The 16,892-nt window shown below is 70.0% G+C and carries 18 protein-coding genes; 10 read left to right on the top strand and 8 right to left on the bottom strand.

The genetic code is table 11. The features are described 5' to 3' along the window. Window position 1 precedes the first annotated feature (1 nt). On the bottom strand, window positions 2-706 hold the full coding sequence (locus tag ACFFGE_RS13320; protein WP_376836934.1) for a DUF6456 domain-containing protein: 705 nt from the start codon (window positions 704-706) through the stop codon (window positions 2-4). Further along, the gene (locus ACFFGE_RS13315) at window positions 703-1,056 is read right to left on the bottom strand and encodes a helix-turn-helix domain-containing protein (protein ID WP_376836933.1); all 354 of its coding nucleotides are present in this window, start codon (window positions 1,054-1,056) and stop codon (window positions 703-705) included. The genes ACFFGE_RS13320 and ACFFGE_RS13315 overlap by 4 nt, the downstream gene beginning before the upstream one ends. Before the next feature lie 256 nt (window positions 1,057-1,312). On the opposite strand from ACFFGE_RS13315, the gene ctrA reads away from it, so the two are divergent. The 6 genes from ctrA to ACFFGE_RS13285 all read left to right on the top strand — a co-directional run bounded on the left by ctrA (window position 1,313) and on the right by ACFFGE_RS13285 (window position 4,840). Then, on the top strand, window positions 1,313-2,014 hold the full coding sequence (gene ctrA / locus ACFFGE_RS13310) for a response regulator transcription factor CtrA (RefSeq protein ID WP_376836932.1): 702 nt from the start codon (window positions 1,313-1,315) through the stop codon (window positions 2,012-2,014). A gap of 239 nt (window positions 2,015-2,253) precedes the next feature. After that, entirely contained in the window at window positions 2,254-2,628 is a 375-nt protein-coding gene (locus ACFFGE_RS13305) for an AtpZ/AtpI family protein (protein ID WP_376836931.1), read from the top strand. Window positions 2,629-2,631: 3 nt separating this feature from the next. After that, window positions 2,632-3,420: a F0F1 ATP synthase subunit A gene (locus ACFFGE_RS13300; protein WP_376836930.1), complete on the top strand. Its 789-nt coding sequence runs from the start codon at window positions 2,632-2,634 to the stop codon at window positions 3,418-3,420. Window positions 3,421-3,477: 57 nt separating this feature from the next. Then, window positions 3,478-3,702, top strand: coding sequence for a F0F1 ATP synthase subunit C (locus tag ACFFGE_RS13295; protein ID WP_298276930.1), 225 nt, complete (start codon window positions 3,478-3,480; stop codon window positions 3,700-3,702). A gap of 86 nt (window positions 3,703-3,788) precedes the next feature. Beyond that, the gene (locus tag ACFFGE_RS13290) at window positions 3,789-4,325 is read left to right on the top strand and encodes a F0F1 ATP synthase subunit B family protein (protein ID WP_376836929.1); all 537 of its coding nucleotides are present in this window, start codon (window positions 3,789-3,791) and stop codon (window positions 4,323-4,325) included. Continuing rightward, a complete protein-coding gene (locus tag ACFFGE_RS13285) occupies window positions 4,325-4,840 on the top strand; it encodes a F0F1 ATP synthase subunit B (protein WP_376836928.1) in 516 nt (171 codons plus the stop codon). The genes ACFFGE_RS13290 and ACFFGE_RS13285 overlap by 1 nt, the downstream gene beginning before the upstream one ends. 165 nt (window positions 4,841-5,005) lie before the next feature. On the opposite strand, the gene ACFFGE_RS13280 is transcribed toward ACFFGE_RS13285, so the two are convergent. After that, a complete protein-coding gene (locus ACFFGE_RS13280; RefSeq protein ID WP_376836927.1) occupies window positions 5,006-5,479 on the bottom strand; it encodes a DUF6789 family protein in 474 nt (157 codons plus the stop codon). Between the two features lie 119 nt (window positions 5,480-5,598). Further along, window positions 5,599-6,534 carry an SDR family oxidoreductase gene (locus ACFFGE_RS13275; RefSeq protein WP_376836926.1) on the bottom strand — a complete coding sequence of 312 codons (936 nt, stop codon included), beginning with the start codon at window positions 6,532-6,534 and terminating at the stop codon, window positions 5,599-5,601. Between the two features lie 88 nt (window positions 6,535-6,622). On the opposite strand from ACFFGE_RS13275, the gene ACFFGE_RS13270 reads away from it, so the two are divergent. Beyond that, window positions 6,623-7,201, top strand: a complete 579-nt coding sequence (locus ACFFGE_RS13270) for a TetR/AcrR family transcriptional regulator (RefSeq protein ID WP_376836925.1) — start codon at window positions 6,623-6,625, stop codon at window positions 7,199-7,201. 3 nt (window positions 7,202-7,204) lie between these two features. Here the strand turns inward: ACFFGE_RS13270 and ACFFGE_RS13265 are convergent, their stop codons facing one another. Further along, window positions 7,205-7,978 (bottom strand): YebC/PmpR family DNA-binding transcriptional regulator, encoded by a 774-nt coding sequence (locus tag ACFFGE_RS13265; protein WP_376836924.1) that lies wholly within the window; start codon window positions 7,976-7,978, stop codon window positions 7,205-7,207. 125 nt (window positions 7,979-8,103) lie between these two features. Between ACFFGE_RS13265 and ACFFGE_RS13260 the strand changes: the two genes are divergently transcribed. Beyond that, window positions 8,104-8,289, top strand: a complete 186-nt coding sequence (locus ACFFGE_RS13260; RefSeq protein ID WP_376836923.1) for a hypothetical protein — start codon at window positions 8,104-8,106, stop codon at window positions 8,287-8,289. A gap of 51 nt (window positions 8,290-8,340) precedes the next feature. Beyond that, complete coding sequence (locus ACFFGE_RS13255; RefSeq protein ID WP_376836922.1) at window positions 8,341-9,906, top strand: alkaline phosphatase D family protein; 1,566 nt, start codon at window positions 8,341-8,343, stop codon at window positions 9,904-9,906. Window positions 9,907-10,051: 145 nt separating this feature from the next. On the opposite strand, the gene ACFFGE_RS13250 is transcribed toward ACFFGE_RS13255, so the two are convergent. Beyond that, window positions 10,052-12,106, bottom strand: a complete 2,055-nt coding sequence (locus ACFFGE_RS13250; protein WP_376836920.1) for a glycoside hydrolase family 97 protein — start codon at window positions 12,104-12,106, stop codon at window positions 10,052-10,054. Window positions 12,107-12,246: 140 nt separating this feature from the next. Between ACFFGE_RS13250 and ACFFGE_RS13245 the strand changes: the two genes are divergently transcribed. Next, on the top strand, window positions 12,247-13,260 hold the full coding sequence (locus ACFFGE_RS13245) for a LacI family DNA-binding transcriptional regulator (protein ID WP_376836919.1): 1,014 nt from the start codon (window positions 12,247-12,249) through the stop codon (window positions 13,258-13,260). Between the two features lie 11 nt (window positions 13,261-13,271). Here ACFFGE_RS13245 and ACFFGE_RS13240 read toward each other — a convergent pair whose 3' ends face one another. Both ACFFGE_RS13240 and ACFFGE_RS13235 read right to left on the bottom strand, forming a co-directional pair. Next, entirely contained in the window at window positions 13,272-14,894 is a 1,623-nt protein-coding gene (locus ACFFGE_RS13240; protein ID WP_376837070.1) for an alpha-amylase family glycosyl hydrolase, read from the bottom strand. Window positions 14,895-14,908: 14 nt separating this feature from the next. After that, window positions 14,909-16,747, bottom strand: coding sequence for an alpha-amylase family glycosyl hydrolase (locus tag ACFFGE_RS13235; protein WP_376836918.1), 1,839 nt, complete (start codon window positions 16,745-16,747; stop codon window positions 14,909-14,911). Between the last annotated feature and the right edge of the window lie 145 nt (window positions 16,748-16,892).

Genomic DNA, 16,892 nt, shown 5'->3' with positions numbered 1-16,892 from the left:
GTCATCCCAGACGATAGTGCCGCGCCAGCGCGGCCAGCGCCGCCCTCAGCCGCTCGCGGCCCCGCCGGGGCGGCAGGCCGAGCCGCCCTTCCGCCGCGCGCAGGGCGTCCCCCTCAAGGCAAATGCGGACCAGGATCTGCGCCTCCATCGGCGACACCGCGTTGAGCGCCTCGGCGACGCGCCGTCGCGCGGCCAGCGCCGCGCCGCCGGGACCGTGGTCGGCGCCCCCGCCCGCCCCGCGTCTGGGCAGGGCGTCCCAACGCATGGTCAGGGACGGGCCCCGCCTCGCCAGTTCGCCGTCCAGCGTCAGCCGCTCGCCGGCGGCGGCCTCGGCGGCGCTCAGCATCGGCCGCCCGTCGCGGTCCTTGCGCGCCGCCAGCCAGGCCACCGCCGTCGTCGTGGCGTTGACCCGCACCCTGCGGCGCACGCCGTCGGGCCCCTCCACCTCGCGCTCGGCCTCGGTCACGCCCGGCCGGCCGCCTGGGCTTTCGGGCTCCGGCGCCCGCCTGCGGACCCAGCCCCCTCCGGCGCGCGCCTTCAGACCGGGCGCGATCGCCAGCGCCCGGAAATCGTCTTCGTCGAGGACCATCAACACCCGCGCGCGGCGGTCGGGACCCAGCCTCAGCGCATAGCCGCCGGGCGCCTCCGCCAGCCACGCCCCCTGCCGCTCGATCAGCCGCCGCGCGCGATCGATCCGATCGGTCACGTGCGGGCTCCCGCCGCGCGCAGGGCGGTCTCCAGCGCCTCGCCGAGCCGCTCGATGCGCGCGTCCGCCTCCGGGTCGTCGCGCTCGTCCTCCACGCGCTTGCAGGCGGCGCCCACCGTGACGCGGTTGCGCCCCATGGCGTGGCCGACCCGCTCCAGCGACCAGCCGTAGGTCACATGCGCCAGATAGAAGGCGGTGCGCCGCGCCAGGCGGACCTCGGGCTCGCGCCGGCGCACGTCCAGCACCGCCTCCGGCGTCAAGTCGTTCGCCAGCGCCACCAGCTGGACGACCAGCCCCGCCTTCACGCGGTCGGCCCGCCCGACCAGGATCCTGTACTCGCCGTCGCCCACGCCGCTGTCCTCCGCTCTCTGGAGCGACTCGGACTATCTTCCTATTGCGACGGAATCGGTCGCATGGGGCCGGGCTTTCGCGGGCGGGCCGGTTTTTTCGAGGGGTCTTGACTCCCGGGGGTCTGGACGCCGATTCGCAAATCACCCTAGATTCGCCGTTAACTAATCTTAAGCCTTTGGCCGATTAACTGGCGAACAAGGTTACCGCTTTCTACGCTGGCGGAGCCACGGCCAAGCTTTGCCTGGAGGGGCATGAATGCGCGTTCTGTTGATTGAAGACGACAGCGCTACCGCGCAGAGCATCGAGCTGATGCTGAAGTCGGAAGGCTTCAACGTCTACACGACCGATTTGGGCGAGGAAGGCGTCGATCTGGGCAAGATCTACGACTACGACCTGATCCTGCTCGACCTCAATCTCCCGGACATGAGCGGCCTCGAGGTTCTGCGCCAGCTGCGCGTCGGCAAGATCAACACGCCGGTGATGATCCTGTCGGGCAGCCACGAGATCGAGACCAAGGTGAAGACCTTCGGCGGCGGCGCCGACGACTATCTCACCAAGCCGTTCCACAAGGACGAGCTGGTCGCCCGCGTCCACGCCGTGGTGCGCCGCTCCAAGGGCCACGCCCAGGCGATCATCCACACCGGCGAGATCGCCGTGAACCTGGACGCCAAGACGGTGGAGGTCGACGGCCACCGGGTGCATCTGACCGGCAAGGAATATCAGATGCTCGAGCTTCTCTCCCTGCGCAAGGGCACGACCCTGACCAAGGAGATGTTCCTGAACCACCTCTACGGCGGCATGGACGAGCCCGAGCTGAAGATCATCGACGTCTTCATCTGCAAGCTGCGCAAGAAGCTGGCGACCGCCGCCGGCGGCAAGCACTACATCGAGACCGTCTGGGGCCGCGGCTATGTGCTGCGCGACCCGGCCGAAGGGTCCCAGACCGCCGCGGCCTGAGGCCCCCGAGACCGACCACGCGACGCCCGCCGCGCCCCACGCGGCGGGCGTTTTGTTCGCGCGGATTGCGCCAAACCGCCCCAGCCGCCCGCGCTCGGAGAGATTTTCTATTGTTTTCCAGCATTTAAGCCGCGCCCGGCCCGCCTTGACCTGTCGGCCCCTCGCCTATAGGTTCCGCGCCGAATTCAGACCCCCCTCGGAGCCCGCCAGACGGCGGAGGACGAGGCGCTGAGGCCGTCATGTCCCAAGAACCGGAATCGCGCGAAGAGGCGATCGCTCGTCTCAACCGCAGCGCATCCGAACTGGAGGCGCGGAACCGGCCGAAGTCGTCGCAGACGCTCGCCGCCAGCGCGGTCGTCTCCGAGGCCTACAAGATCATCGCCGAGCTGATCGGCGGCGTGGCGGTGGGCCTGGCGATCGGGTTCGTGATCGATCGGTTTCTGCCGACCGATCCGTGGGGACTGATCGGCGGCGTCCTTCTGGGCTTCGCCGTGTCGATCTGGATGGCGCGCCGCACGGCGAACCGTCTGATGGAAAAAGCCAAGGCGGAAGGGATCGAGGCCAAGTCGATCCCCTTCGACGACGAAGACGACGACTGGGAGCGCAAGGCTTAGGCGATGGCCGACCCGATTGAGCAGTTCAAGGTCAAGACCCTGGTCGACCTGCCCGACGTCACCGTGCCCGGTCTGGGCGTGGTCGACCTCGCGTTCACCAACTCGCACCTGGCCATGACCGTGGCCTTCCTCTTGATGGTCGGCTTCATGCACGCCGTGACCTCGCGAGCCCAGGTGGTGCCGGGACGGCTGCAGGCGGCGGGCGAGCAGATGTTCGGCCTGATCGACAATGTCACCGAGTCGATCATCGGCCATGACGGCCGCAAGTACTTCCCCTTCGTGTTCAGCCTGTTCCTGCTGATCCTGGGCATGAACCTGCTGGGCATGTTCCTGTTCTTCACCGCCACCTCGCAGCTGGCGATCACCGCCGCGCTCGGCGCCATGACCATCCTGCTGGTGATCGCGGTGGGCGCGATCAAGAACGGCTTCGGCTTCTTCAAGCTGTTCTGGCCGACCTCGGCGCCGCTGGTGCTGCGCCCGGTCGTGGGCCTGATCGAGTTCCTGTCGTTCCTGCTGCGGCCGGTCACCCTGGCGCTTCGTCTGTTCGGCAACATGCTGGGCGGCCACGTGGCGCTGAAGATCTTCGCCGGCTTCGTCGTCACCCTGGGCGCCGCCGCCTTCGCGGGGGAGGGCCTGGGCCTGTTCGCCCTGCCGATCGCGGCCCTGTCCCTCGGCATGGTCGTCGCCCTGACCGCGCTGGAGTTCCTGGTGGCCTTCCTCCAGGCCTTCGTCTTCGCCGTTCTGGCCAGCATCTATCTCAACGATGTGGTCAACCTGGGCCACGGGCACTAAGCCCAGGACCAGCCTTTCACCCCCAACCCTGAACCTCTGAACTAGGACTAGACAGACATGGAAGCTGAAGCCGCCAAGTACCTCGGCGCCGGCCTCGCCACCCTCGGCATGATCGGCTCGGCCATCGGCGTGGGCAACATCTTCGGGAACTTCCTGAACGGCGCGCTGCGCAACCCGTCGGCCGCCGCCTCGCAGGTCGGCAACCTGTTCGTGGGCGCGGCGCTCGCCGAAGCCCTGGGGATCCTGGCCTTCGTGCTCGGCATCCTGATCCTGAACGCCTAAGCGGCGACAGGACCCTGATCCAAGCGGCGGCGGCCTCCTGCGGGGAGCCGCCGTCTCTTCGTTTTTCTTCGCGACGAACGGACCCCATGGCCTCTCCCGCCCCTACCGATCCGCACGGCGAGACCCACGCCTCGACCGAGGCCGCCTCGGGCGGCCTGCCCCAGTTCGACACCACGGTGTGGGCCGGGCAGATCGCCTATCTGCTGATCCTCTTCGTCCTGATGCTGATCCTGGTCAGCAAGGTCTTCGCCCCGCGCATGCGCCGGGTGTGGGACGAGCGCGCCGCCACGATCCGCGGCGCCGTCGAGACCGCTCGGTCCGTTCAGGAGCAAGCCGCCCAACAGGCCGCCGCCGCCAAGGCCGAGGTCGAGGCCGCCCGCGCCGAGGCTCGCGCCACCGCCGCCGCCGCCCGCGCCCGCGTGGCCGAGCAGGCCGCCGCCCGCACCGCCGCCCAGGAAGCCGAGCTGAACGCCAGGATCGCCGCCGCCGAGGCCGAGATCGCCAAGACCCGTGACGGCGCCCTGGCCTCCGTCGGCGCCGTCGCCGCCGACACCGCCGCCGCCATGGTCGCCAAGCTGACCGGCAAGGCGCCGACGGCGGCCGAGATGAAGGGGACCGCCTGATGCCCTACTTCCTTGACCCCCACTTCTATTCCTTCGCCAACGCCGAGCTGTGGGTCGCCATCGGGCTGCTGATCTTCTTCGGCATTCTGATCGCCGTCGGCGTGCCGAGGCTGGTCGCCGGCCAGCTGGACGCGCGCGCCGCGAAGATCCAGGCCGAACTGGACGAAGCCGCCCGCCTGCGCGCCGAAGCCGAGGCGCTGCTGGCCCAGATCCGCGCCGAGAAGGCCGAGGCCGAGGCCCAGGCCAAGGGCATGCTCGCCGCCGCCGAGGCCGACGCCCGTCGCCTCGAGGAAGAGACCCGCGCCACGCTCGAGGAAAGCCTGGCCCGCCGCCAGAAGCTGGCCGAACAACGCATCGCCCAGGCCGAGGCGCAAGCCGTCGCCGAGGTGAAGGCTCTGGCCGCCGAACAGGCCGCCGAACAGGCCGAGCGCGTGCTGGCCGCACGGTTGGCCGCCGGCGGCGCCGACCCGCTCGCCGACGCCGCCATCGCCCAGATCGGCCAGCGCCTGAGCTGAGGCGACCGATCTTCTCCTCCCCCTCTCGAGGGGGAGGGGGACCGCCGAAGGTGGTGGAGGGGGCGACTCCAGACACCGGCGCTTGAACTCGCCCCCTCCACCATGCTGCGCATGGTCCCCCTCCCCCGCAAGCGAGGGAGGAGTCCTGGTAGAGCGCGCCGCCCCTTAGTGCGCGGCCAGGCCGTCCATGGCGTGGGCGCGCTCCAGTCGCCGGTTGCGGGCCACCAGGCGGGCATAGACGTTGCCCATCACGATCCCGAAGACGATGTGGCCGCCCAGCATCCACAGGACGCCGCCCAGCCCGGCGCGCGCGCCCAGCATGCCGACGCCGGACAGGGGCGCCACGGTCAGCATCATCACCAGGAAGGCCCCGACTGCGAAAAGGATGCCCTTGGTCTCGGGCGTGTCCGTCGGCAGGCGTGGACACAACATGCCGAAGATCGGCCCCAGAACGAGGGCCCCGACCACGAAATGCCCGACCCAGCCCACGACGGTCATGTCGGGGACCTGAAGCATCGTCGCGATCATTCGTGGGAACGGGACGGCCCAGGGCCCCAGGACGGTGTTGGCGACCTCCAGGACCGCCACGGCGATCGCCCCGGCAAGGCCGGACAGAGCGCCCATTTGTACGCGTGACATCATGATCAGAGCGCCTCCCAACGCTTCTTTCTTGTTGTACGCGGGAAGGAGGATACGCCCGTTGGGCGAGCCCGGATGTCACATTGGCGTGCGCGCCCTGGCCTTGGGGCGTCGACCGCTCAGCCGAACCTGACCCCGGTCAGGCGCTCGGCCTCGTCCCACAGAGCCCGGGCGACGGCTTCGTCCCTGGCCCAGGGCTTGATCTCGGCGGGGCCCGCCGGACCCTTCAGCTCGTTCAGCCGGGTCGCCCCGTAGTAGCCGCCAGGCTCCACCTGTCCGGTCGCCGCCATGAGGATCGGCAGCGCCCCGTCCGCCTGCGAATGGCTGACCAGCGGCTCGATGAATGGCCGGAACACATAGCGGAACCCCGCCCGCACGAAAGCCGAGCTCGACGCCAGCGGCCCGTTGGCGATCAGGTCGGTGCGGGCATAGCCCGGATGCGCCGCCACACTGGTCAGGCCCCAGCCGCCTGCCCGACTGCGCCGGTCCAGCTCCAGCGCGAACATCAGCATCGCCAGCTTGGACTGGGCATAGGCCTTCCACGCGGTGTAGCCGGTCTTCAGGTTCACGTCCTTCAGGTGGATTCGCCCTTGGCGGTGGGCGATGGAGGACAGCTGCACCGCCCGGGCCCCACCGGCCCTCAACAGCGGCAGCAGCCGCGCCGTCAGCGCGAAGTGGCCCAGGAAGTTGGTCGCCAGCTGAAGCTCGTGCCCGTCCGCGCTCTCGCGCCGCTGGGGCAGGGCCATGACCCCGGCGTTGTTGATCAGCACGTCGATCGGGCGGCCCTCGGCCAGCAGCCGGTCGGCGAAGGCGGCGACCGACGCCTGGCTGGACAGGTCCAGGATTTCGACCCGCACGTTCGCCCAGGGGCTCGCCTTCAGAACGGCCGCCCGCGCCGCCTCGCCCTTTGCGGCGTTCCTCACCGCCATGATCACCTCGGCCCCCTTGGCGGCGAGCACCTTGGTCGCCTCGAGGCCGGTGCCGGAGTTGGCGCCCGTGATGACGATCCGCTTTCCGGTTTGGTCCGGCACGTCGCGGCTGGTGAAGCGGTCCATGGGCGTTATCCTTGGTGGGGTGAAACCATCGACGAAAGCATCTGACAGGTCTATATCTGCACTTGATGCAACATTGCAAAGGGTGCAGATGATCGGCCTTCGCGACCGCAAGCGACGCGACACCCACGCCCGGATCCAGGGCGAGGCTCTGCGCCTGTTCATGACGCACGGCTTCGAGGCGGTGACGCTGGATCAGATCGCCGAGGCGGCGGGGGTGTCGCGCCGCAGCCTGTTCCACTACTTCGCCTCCAAGGAGGAGATGGCCCTCTCCGCCAAGGTCGAGATCGGGCCGCGCCTGGCCCAGGCGGTGGCGCGACGGCCCGCCGACGAGTCGCTGCTGGACATGGCCGAGGCCGCCCTGACCGAGATGGCGCAGGACTTCCAGGGACCGGAGGCGCGCGCCCTGGCCCGGCTGATCTCGACGACGCCGGCGCTCGAGGCCGGCGACCACGCCAAATACGCCGCGCTGGAGACCACGCTCGCCGCCGCCATGGCCGAGCGGAGCGGGCGGGCCGCGGACGACGCGGAGATCGTCGTCGTCGCCGCCGCCGCCATCGCCATCATGCGGCACGCCACCGACGCCTGGCTCGCCGCCGACGACTCTCGCGGGCCGGAGGTCTTCGGCCACGCCCTCTTCGCCGCGCTCAGGCGCGCCGCGCGCGGCTGAGGATCAGCCCGCGTATTTCGCGGCGTCCTCTTCGGAGATGTCCTCGTTGGAATAGACCTGCTGAACGTCGTCCTCGGCGTCCAGCGCGTCCAGCAGCTTGAACAGGGTCCCCACCTGGTCGCCGCTCAGCGGGACCTCCGACTGGGGCTTCCACACGATCGAGGTGGACTTGGGGTCGCCCAGCACCTTGGACATGGCCTCGGCGACCTCGTTCAGGTCCTCGAAGGCGGTCCAGATCACGTGGCCCGGCGCATCCTCATAGATGTCCGGCTTGACCAGGTCGCTCTCCACGTCCTGGGCGCCCGCCTCGATCGCGGCCTCCATCACCGCGTCTTCCGACCCGGCTTCGGCGGGATAGTGGATGCGGCCCACCCGGTCCCACATGAAGGTCACCGACCCGGTCTCGCCGAGCGCGCCGCCGTTCTTGGAGAAGGCCGAGCGCACGCCGGACGCGGCGCGGTTCCGGTTGTCGGTCAGCACCTCGACGATGATCTGCACCCCGCCCGGCCCCCGACCCTCGTAGCGGATCTCCTCCATCGCATCGACTTCGCCGCCGACGGCCTTCTTGATGGCGCGGTCGATGTTGTCCTTGGGCATGGACTCGGCCTTGGCGTTGTTCACCGCCAGGCGCAGGCGCGGGTTCATCGCCGGATCGGGCAGGCCGGACTTGGCGGCCACCGTGATCTCGCGCGACAGCCGCGAGAACAGCTTGGAGCGGAGCGCGTCCTGGCGCCCCTTCTTGTGCATGATGTTCTTGAATTTGGAGTGGCCGGCCATGCGCGCTGACGTCTCGATCGAAGGCTTGGGGGATGGCGGGCTCTAGCGCAGCCGCGCGCCCCTGTCACGGCGGGGAACCCGCGCCTGCGGCCGGCATTCAGACCGCATCAGCACGGAGAAGTCCCATGGGCGCCGAAGAAGCTCTGATCGACGACGACGACCTCGACGAGGGCGAGATCGTCGAGTGGTACGCCGCCCGGCCCGTCACGGTCTCGACCGCCGCCGCCTCGGGCGCGATCCTGGGCGCTTTCGCACTGGGCGTGGTGGCGACCGTCGGCGTGCTGATCCTCAGCGGCCGCCTCGACGACTGAGCTGTCACATTCGCGCGCTAACCGGCGAGGGTTCGTCGTCGGAGCGCGTCCATGCCCCTCATCTCCCCCTCCCGTCGCGGCCTGATCCTGGGCCTGACCTCCGGCGCGGCCGGCTTCGCCGCGTCCGGCGCCCTGGCCCGGCAGGTCTACGTCGACTACCCGTTCCAGCTGGGCGTCGCCTCGGGCGACCCGACCCCGGACGGGTTCGTGATCTGGACCCGGCTCGCGCCCCAGCCGCTGGAGGTCGGATACGGCATGCCCGCCGCGCCGGTCGGCGTCTCCTGGGAGGTCGCGACGGACCGGGGCTTCGGCGAGGTCGTCCGCTCCGGCGACGTGGTCGCCCGCCCCGAACTCGGCCATTCGGTCCACGTCGAGGTCGAGGGCCTCCAGCCCGGCCGCGACTATTTCTACCGCTTCGTCTCCGGCCGCGAGCGCAGCGCCACGGGGCGCGCCAAAACCGCCCCGGCGGCGGGCGCCCGCACCGACGCGGCGCGTTTCGGCGTGGTCGGCTGCCAGGCCTATGAGCAGGGCTTCTACACCGCCCACCGACGGGTCGCGGGCGAGAACCTCGACTTCATCTACTGCTACGGCGACTACATCTACGAGGGGCGCGCCAGCCGCGTCTGGAACAGCGCCGACGGCCCCCAGGCCCAGCCCCGCAGCCACATCGGCGGCGAGATCCATTCCCTGGACGACTACCGGCGCCGCTACGCCCAGTACAAGATGGACGCCGACCTGCAGGCCAGCCACGCCTCGGCGCCCTGGTTCGTCGTCTGGGACGACCACGAGATCGACAACAACTGGGTCTCGGACCTCGATCAGGACGATACCGACCCGGCCGTGTTCCGGCTGCGCCAGCAGGCGGCGATGCAGGCCTTCTATGAGAACATGCCGCTGCGCCGCTCGGCCTTCCCGCGCGGTTCGGCGCTGCAGCTGTACCGCCGGGCCCAGTACGGCGACCTGCTGGACCTGAACCTGCTCGACACGCGCCAGTATCGTTCGAACCAGCCCTGCGACGAGCGCTGGGCCTCGACCTGCGACGGCGTCAACGACCCGGCGGCCCAGGTGCTGGGCGACGCGCAGGAGGCCTGGCTGTTCCAGAACCTGCAGTCGTCCCGCGCCCGCTGGAAGGTGCTGGCCCAGCAGGTCATGCTGATGGACCTGAACCGCAACCTCAACGGCGAGGTCGGCTACAACCTCGACACCTGGGCCGGCTACCGCATCCCGCGCGCGCGCCTGCTGAACCACATCCAGCGGCGCGGCGTTGACAACGTCGTGGTCCTGACCGGCGACGAGCACCAGAACTATGCGGGCGAGCTGCACCTGGATGGCCGAGATCCGACGGGCCGGCCGATCGCCACCGAGTTCGTCACCACCTCCATCAGCTCGTCCGGCGACGGCGTCGACCAGCGCCCCGACGGCGTCCGCATCCAGGCCCAGAACCCGTTCCTGAAGTTCAACAACGCCCAGCGCGGCTACGTCGTGTGCGACGTCACCCACGAACGCTGGCGGACCGACTTCAAGGTGCTGGACAAGGTCTCGACGCCGGGCGGCGTCCTCACCACCCGCCGCTCGCTGGCGATCGAGGCGGGGAATCCGACGCTGGTGGAGGCGTAACCGTTCTCCTCCCCCTCGCAGAGGGGGAGGGGGACCACGAAGTGGTGGAGGGGGCGACCTCGGCCCCCGGCGCTTGAACTCGCCCCCTCCGCCATGACGAGCATGGTCCCCCTCCCCCGCTTCGCGAGGGAGGAGAAGGCTCAGCTCACCGCCGCCCCAGGGCCACGAACCGCACGGCCATGCCGCCGCCGGGGGCGAGGCGCAGCTCCATCGTGTCGCGCGACGTCACCTCGCGGCTTTCGATGACGATCTCGTACGGGTTGCTTTCCCAGTCCGCGTTGGCCCCGTCGCGATAGATTTCGGCGCGATAGCGGCGGTTCGGATCCAGGAAGTCCAGGCTGACCGGCAGCACCCGACCGTGCTCGTCCGTCACCGACCCGACGTACCAGTCCTCGGAGTTCCGGTCCTTGCGGGCGAAGGTGACGTAGTCGCCGATCTCGCCGTTCAGCACCCGAGTGTCGGCCCAGTCGACCGGCACGTCCTTGATGAACTGGAAGGCCTCCATGTTGGTGGCGTAGTTCTCGATCAGGTCGGCGACCATCTGGATCGGGCTGTAGATCACCACATACAGCGCCAGCTGCTTGGCCAGGGTCGTCTGGATGCGGCTTCCCGGCTGCTGACCGTTCAGGACGAAGATGCCCGGCGTGTAGTCCATGGGCCCCGACAGCATGCGGGTGAAGACCAGGTTGGCCTCGTGCTCCGGCGGGTTCGGCGGCACGCCCCAGGCGGCGAACTCCATCCCCCGGGCGCCCTCGCGCGAGACCCAGTTGGGATAGGTCCGGCGCAGGCCCGTGTCCTTGATCGGCTCGTGGGGGTTGACGGCGATCTGGTGCTCGGCGGCGGCTAGGACGACGTTCAGGTGGTGGCGCGCCATGTGCTGGCCGTCGTGCCAGGCCCAGGCGATCTCGCCGTTCTCGTCCAGCACCTTGGCCTGGCCGGCGTCGGCGACATAGCCCGACTTGATCGAGTCGATGCCCAGCCGCTGATACAGGGCGAAGGCCTCCGGGATCTGCGCCTCGTAGTGGGAGGCGAAGCCGGACGTCTCGTTGTGGCCGACCAGGTGCACGCCCCGCTCACGGGCGTAGGCCGCCAGACCCTCCAGGTCATAGTCGGGATAGGGCTGGGTGAAGTCGAAGTCGCCGCCGTTGCCGAACCAGTCCCCATCCCAGCCGACGTTCCAGCCCTCGACCAGCACGCCGCGGAAGCCGTGCTCGGCCGCGAAGTCGATGTAGTCACGGGTCCGCTCGGTGGTGGCCCCATGGTTCGGGCCCGACGCCCAGGTCATGGTGTTCAGGTGCATGCCCCACCAGATGCCGACGTACTTGTAGGGCTCGACCCAGCTGACGTCGCCCAGCGCATTGGGCTCGTTCAGGTTCAGGATCAGATCGGACATGTACAGACCGCCGGCGTCGTCGGCGATCTGCATCGTGCGCCACGGCGTCGGGAACGGCGCGGTGCGACGCACCTTGGCCTCGTCGATGCCGGGCGACAGCTGGGCGGTGAACCTCTGGCCCGACACGCGACGCAGCCACATGCCGGAATAGTCGACCAGCGCCGCCTCGTGGAAGGCGATGTGCAGGCCGCTGTCCAGCTTCACCGTCATCGGCGTGTGCGCCCGGCCGATCTCGGCGATCGGCGTGCGGTTGTAGAGGTATTCGTAGCGGTTCCATTCGCCGGCGGGAATCCACCAGGCCTCGCCCGCCTCGACCAGATTGAACTCGGTCAGCTCGTCGGCGATGGCCACCTCGCGCAGCTGCGGCTGGTCCGGGAATTCGTAGCGGAAGCCGACGCCGTCATCGAACACTCGGAACACCACGTCGAAGCGGCGGCGCGGCTCGACCTGTTCGGTGAAGGTCACGCGCAGCTCGTTATGGTGGTCGCGCACGAAGCGGCGCTCGCCCCAGGGCTGCTCCCACGTCTCGTCGTGCGACGCCGTCGCCTGGTCGGTCAGGCGGAAGTTGCGCTCCAGCTTGGGCGCGCCCACCAGCATGAAACCCAGCCGGCTCTCCTCGATCACCGACCGGCCCAGACGGCTGACGGTGTAGAAGGGCCGTCCCTCGCCGTTGGTCGACAGGGTGACCGAGAGCACGCCGCCCGGCGAACTCACCGTCGCGCTGGGCGGCGGCGCGGGCGGCGTCTGGGCCAGCGCCATCGCGGGCGCGGCGACCAGCAGGAGGGTCAGGAACAAGCGTCTCAGCATGGGCGCTCCATGGGGTTCGGGCGAAACGAAATCGGCGTGGGGACCCGCTTGCAAATCGGCGGAATCCCTGCGACCTGTGACGGAAAGTTTTGCGGCAAATTTTGCGCGGATCGGCCGCGCCGCGCCGCCACGGGGGACCGGTGAGCCGCAAGACGCGCCTCGAGGATCTGGCCAGGCTGGCGGGCCTGTCGATCTCCACGGTGTCGCGCGCGCTGAACGACAGCCCGTCGATCAACGCCCAGACCAAGCAGCGCATCTGGCAGCTGGCGCGCGAGCACGACTACCCGTTCCGCCGCTACATGCCGGCCGGGCCGGTGGGCGCCGACGCCACCATCGCCATCATCGTGCCGCGCCCCCAGGGCCGGGACAACTACTGGCTCTCGGACCCGTTCTTCCTGGAGCTGTTCGCCGGCGTCGGCGACGCGGCGCGCCAGAGGGACTGCGACTTCCTCGTCAGCCACGTCTCCCCGGACAGCTACGACGACCTGCGCCAGGTGATGTCCACCAACCGGGCCGACGGCGTCATCTTCCTGGGCCAGAGCCACCTGCACGACGACTTCAACCGCCTGGCCGAGGTCGAGGACCGCTTCGCCGTCTGGGGCGCCCAGCTGCCGGACCAGCGCTACTGCTGCGTCGGCTCGGACAATCTGCTCGGCGGCCGCCGGGCCACCCTGCACCTGGCCCGTCTGGGGCGCGAGCGCATCGTCTTCCTGGGGGACACCGAGGCGCCCGAGGCCGACCAGCGTCGCCGGGGCTATATCGACGGCCTGATCCAGTCCGGCCTGAAGGTCGACCCGGCCCTGATCGTCGACGCCCATTTCGAGGTCGAGAGCGCCGAGGCCTCGGTGGAGTCCCTGATCCGCCGCGGCGTGGAGTTCGACGGCGTGGTCGCCGCCTCCGACCTCATCGCCCTCGGCGCCATCCGGGCGCTGCGTCGGGGCGGCCGATCGGTGCCCACGGACGTCTCGGTCATCGGCTACGACAACGTGCCCTTCGCCCGCTATTCGGGCCCGGCCCTGTCGACCATCGCCCAGGACACCGCCCGCGCCGGCCGGCTGCTCGTCTCCAAGCTGCTGGACCATCAGGGCGAGGGCGCCATGCGCTCCGAGCGCGTGGCCACGGACCTGATCGTCCGCGAGAGCTGCGGGGGCTGAGGGCGACGCCCTCACCCCGGGACCGCCACATAGGCGCCGTAGCCTGGCACCACGCCGGGCCGCGCGCCCGTCATGTTCGCCTCGGCCACCCGCCGCCAGCCGGGCTCGGCGGCGAAGGCGACCGGCTCGGGCCCGAGGTTGAAGACGCACAGCACCCGCCCCTCGCCCACGCCGCGCTCGAACACCACCAGCGGCGGCTCGACCTCGCGCGGCGTCAGGGTCCCGGTGCGCAGCGCCGGCAGCTCGCGACGCAGCCGGATCGCCCGGCGTGTGGCGTTCAGGGTCGAGCCCGGGTCGGCCTCCTGCGCCTCCACCGCCAGCGGCGGATGGCGCGGATCGACGGGCAGCCACGGCTCCACGGTGGAGAAGCCCGCGTGCGGCCGCTCGGCCTTCCACGGCATCGGCGTGCGCGCGCCGTCCCGGCCCAGGGTCTGGGGCCAGTTGGCGATCGCCTCCGGGTCCACCAGCCGCTCGAACGGCACATGCGCCTGCGGCAGGCCCAGCTCCTCGCCCTGATAGACGAAGGCGTTGCCGCGCATGCACATGAGCAGCAGCATCGCCATCTCGGCGAACGCCTTGCGATCGGCCTCGGCGGCCCAGCGCGACACCGCGCGCGGCGCGTCGTGGTTGGAGAAGGTCCACGAGGGCCAGCCCTCGCCCTGATGCCCCGGCCACATCGCCTCGGCCTGGTGCAGCAGGTCAGCCGTCAGTTTCTCCGCATACAGATAAAGGAAGCCGTAGGCGCTGTTCAGCCGGTCGCCGCCTTCGGTGAACAGCTTCATCTCGCGGTCGGCGTCGTCGCCGCCCACCTCGGCGACGGTGAAGCGGTCGCCGTAGGAGTCCATCAGCGCGCGGATGCGCGTCAGATAGGCCGGGATGTCCGCGTGGCTCTGGTTGTAGACGTGCTGCTGGAAGTCGAACGGCCGCGTGCGCTTGCCCGGCTTGGTCGCCGGCGGATTGTCGGTGAGCGCCGGGTCGTGCATGGCGAAATTGATCGCGTCCAGCCGGAAGCCGTCGACCCCCCGGTCGAGCCAGAACCGCGCCGCGTCCAGCGTGGCCTGCTGCACCTCCGGATGGTGCAGGTTCAGCTGCGGCTGCTCCGGCAGGAAGTTGTGCATGTAGTACTGGCCGCGCCGCGCGTCCCAGGTCCAGGCCGGTCCTCCGAACACGGACTGCCAGTTCGACGGCGGCGAGCCGTCCGGCTTGGCGTCGGCCCAGACGTACCAGTCGGCCTTGGGGTTGTCGCGGCTCTGGCGGCTTTCCTCGAACCAGGCGTGCTGGTCCGAGGTGTGGCAGTAGACCTGGTCGATGATGACTTTCAGCCCCAGCGCGTGGGCCCGCGCCACCAGCGCGTCGAAGTCCTCGAGCGTGCCGAAGATCGGATCGACGTCGCAATAGTCGGCCACGTCATAGCCGAAGTCCCGCATCGGCGAGGTGAAGAAGGGCGAGATCCACACCCCGTCCACGCCCAGCGAGGCGATATGCTCGAGCCGCGCGGTGATGCCCTTCAGATCGCCGACGCCGTCGTCGTCGGAGTCCGCGAAGCTGCGCGGATACACCTGATAGATGACCGCGCCCTTCCACCAGGCGTCGGGCGCGGCCTCGGCCGCGGGCGCCGGCTCGGGACGTGAGATGAGGGCGGCGGAGGTCAAGCGGCGTCTCGCGTGGTGCAGATGATGTAGTCGAGCGGTCCCAGGCGCACGTGCACGCTCCCGCGGGCCTGGGCGGCCGGCGCGCAGGCCCCCGCCAGCGAACGCCAGCTTTCGGACCCCACGTCAACTTCGATCGCGCCCTCGAAGGGGGTTTCGGCGGTGTTCAGCACCACCAGCGTCTCGACCCCGTCCAGGCGGCGGGAGAAGGCGAACACGCCGGCCTCGGCGCTGGAGGCCCGCACCACCTGGTCGCCGCGCGCCAGCGCCGGCTCCGACCGGCGCACCGCCGCCAGTTCCGCGATCAGCCGGTAGAGCGGCGCCCCGGTGTCGAAGTTCTCCTCGGCCGGAGTGGCGTCGGAGCCCACGAGGGTGTTGTCGTTGTAGGAGGCGACGCGGCTCGGGAACATGGTCTCGCGCGCGTCCTGGTCGCCGCCGTCGCCGGCGAAGCCCTGCTCGTCGCCATAGTAGATCACCGGCGAGCCGCGCCCGGTCATGAGCAGCACATGGGCCAGCTCCACCCGCCGCTGGATCTCCTCGGGGCTCGCGTCCGGCTGCGCCTCGCGCACGAAGCGGGCGAAGCGGCCCATGTCGTGGTTGCCCAGGAAGGTCTGCAGCCGCCGCGCCGCCTCGGCCCCGCCCGCATAGACCGGATCCTGGAAGTACAGCCGCTCCAGCACATCGGTGCCGGCCCCCTTGCCGAACACCTCGACCGCCGCCCCCTGGAAGGCGAAGTCCAGCACCGAGGGGTAGCGATCCACCCGCGTGAAGCGCGCCAGGGCGCCGGGCTGGAACTCATAGACCTCGCCGAAGATCTGGAAGTTCTCGACGCCGCGCGCCCGCGCCCGCTCCTGCATCGCCGGCACGAAGGCCTGCCAGAACTCCGGGTTCACGTGCTTGGCGGTGTCGATGCGGAAGCCGTCGATCCCGAACCGGTCGATCCACCCGCCGAAGATGTCGATGAAGCCCTGAACCACGCGCGGGTTCTCGGTCATCAGGTCGTCCAGGCCGGCGAAGTCGCCCATCGTCACCGTCTCGGGCCCGCGCCAGTCGCTGTCGCCCCGGTTGTGATACAGGATCGGATCGTTCAGCCAGGCGGGGACCTTCACCTCGGCCTCGGCCTCCGGCACGAAGGGCGTGTAGGCGAAGTTCGGGTCGGTCAGCCGCGCGAAGTTCTCGGCCGTCTGATGCTCCGGGCCGTCGCCCATGAAGCCCGGGTTGATCGGCGCGCCGTCGATCCCGCCCCGGGTCTGGTACGGATAGTCCGCGCGGGACCGGTATTCGCAGGGCGCCTGATAGCACTCCCGGTAACGGATCACGTCGGCGGTGTGGTTGGTGATGACGTCCAGATAGACCTTCATGCCGCGCGCGTGGGCGGCGTCGACGAAGGCCTGCATCTCGGCGTTCGTGCCGAAGTGCGGGTCCACCTGGGTGAAGTCGGTGATCCAGTAGCCGTGATAGCCGGCGGACTCGGCGCCGGGTGCCCCCTGCACCGGCTTGTTCTTGTAGATCGGCCCCAGCCAGATCGCCGTGGCGCCCAGCCCCTGGATGTAATCCAGCCGCCGGATCAGCCCGGCCAGGTCGCCGCCCTGATAGAAGCCCTTGTGGGTGGGGTCGAAGCCGGTGACGAGCCGGTCGCCGGTCAGTCCGCCACGGTCGTTCGCGGGGTCGCCGTTCTCGAACCGGTCCGGCAGGACGAAATAGACCACCTCGTCCTCGGGCAGGCGCTCGCGGAACGACGCCTCCTGGGCCGCGACCGGGGCCGTTGCGACGAGCGCCAGCGCGGCCGTGGCGGCGGCCGAGGCGAAGCGGACGCGGCGAGCGCGACTCAAGGACATGCGAACTCCTCCCACAACGCGGCCTTGCGGCCGTCTTTTGCAAAGTTTTGCGGAGGCCCGGCCGCGCTGTCAACCCGGCAAATTTCGGATTACCGCTGTGTCATTTTTGCTATATTACTGTTTTCAAACGTGTTTTCAGAAACTC

It is taken from the genome of Brevundimonas balnearis (genome assembly GCF_042434805.1).
GTDB lineage: Bacteria > Pseudomonadota > Alphaproteobacteria > Caulobacterales > Caulobacteraceae > Brevundimonas > Brevundimonas balnearis.
Note: the sequence above shows the minus strand (reverse complement) of the source record. Positions and strands in the feature narration are given on the sequence as shown.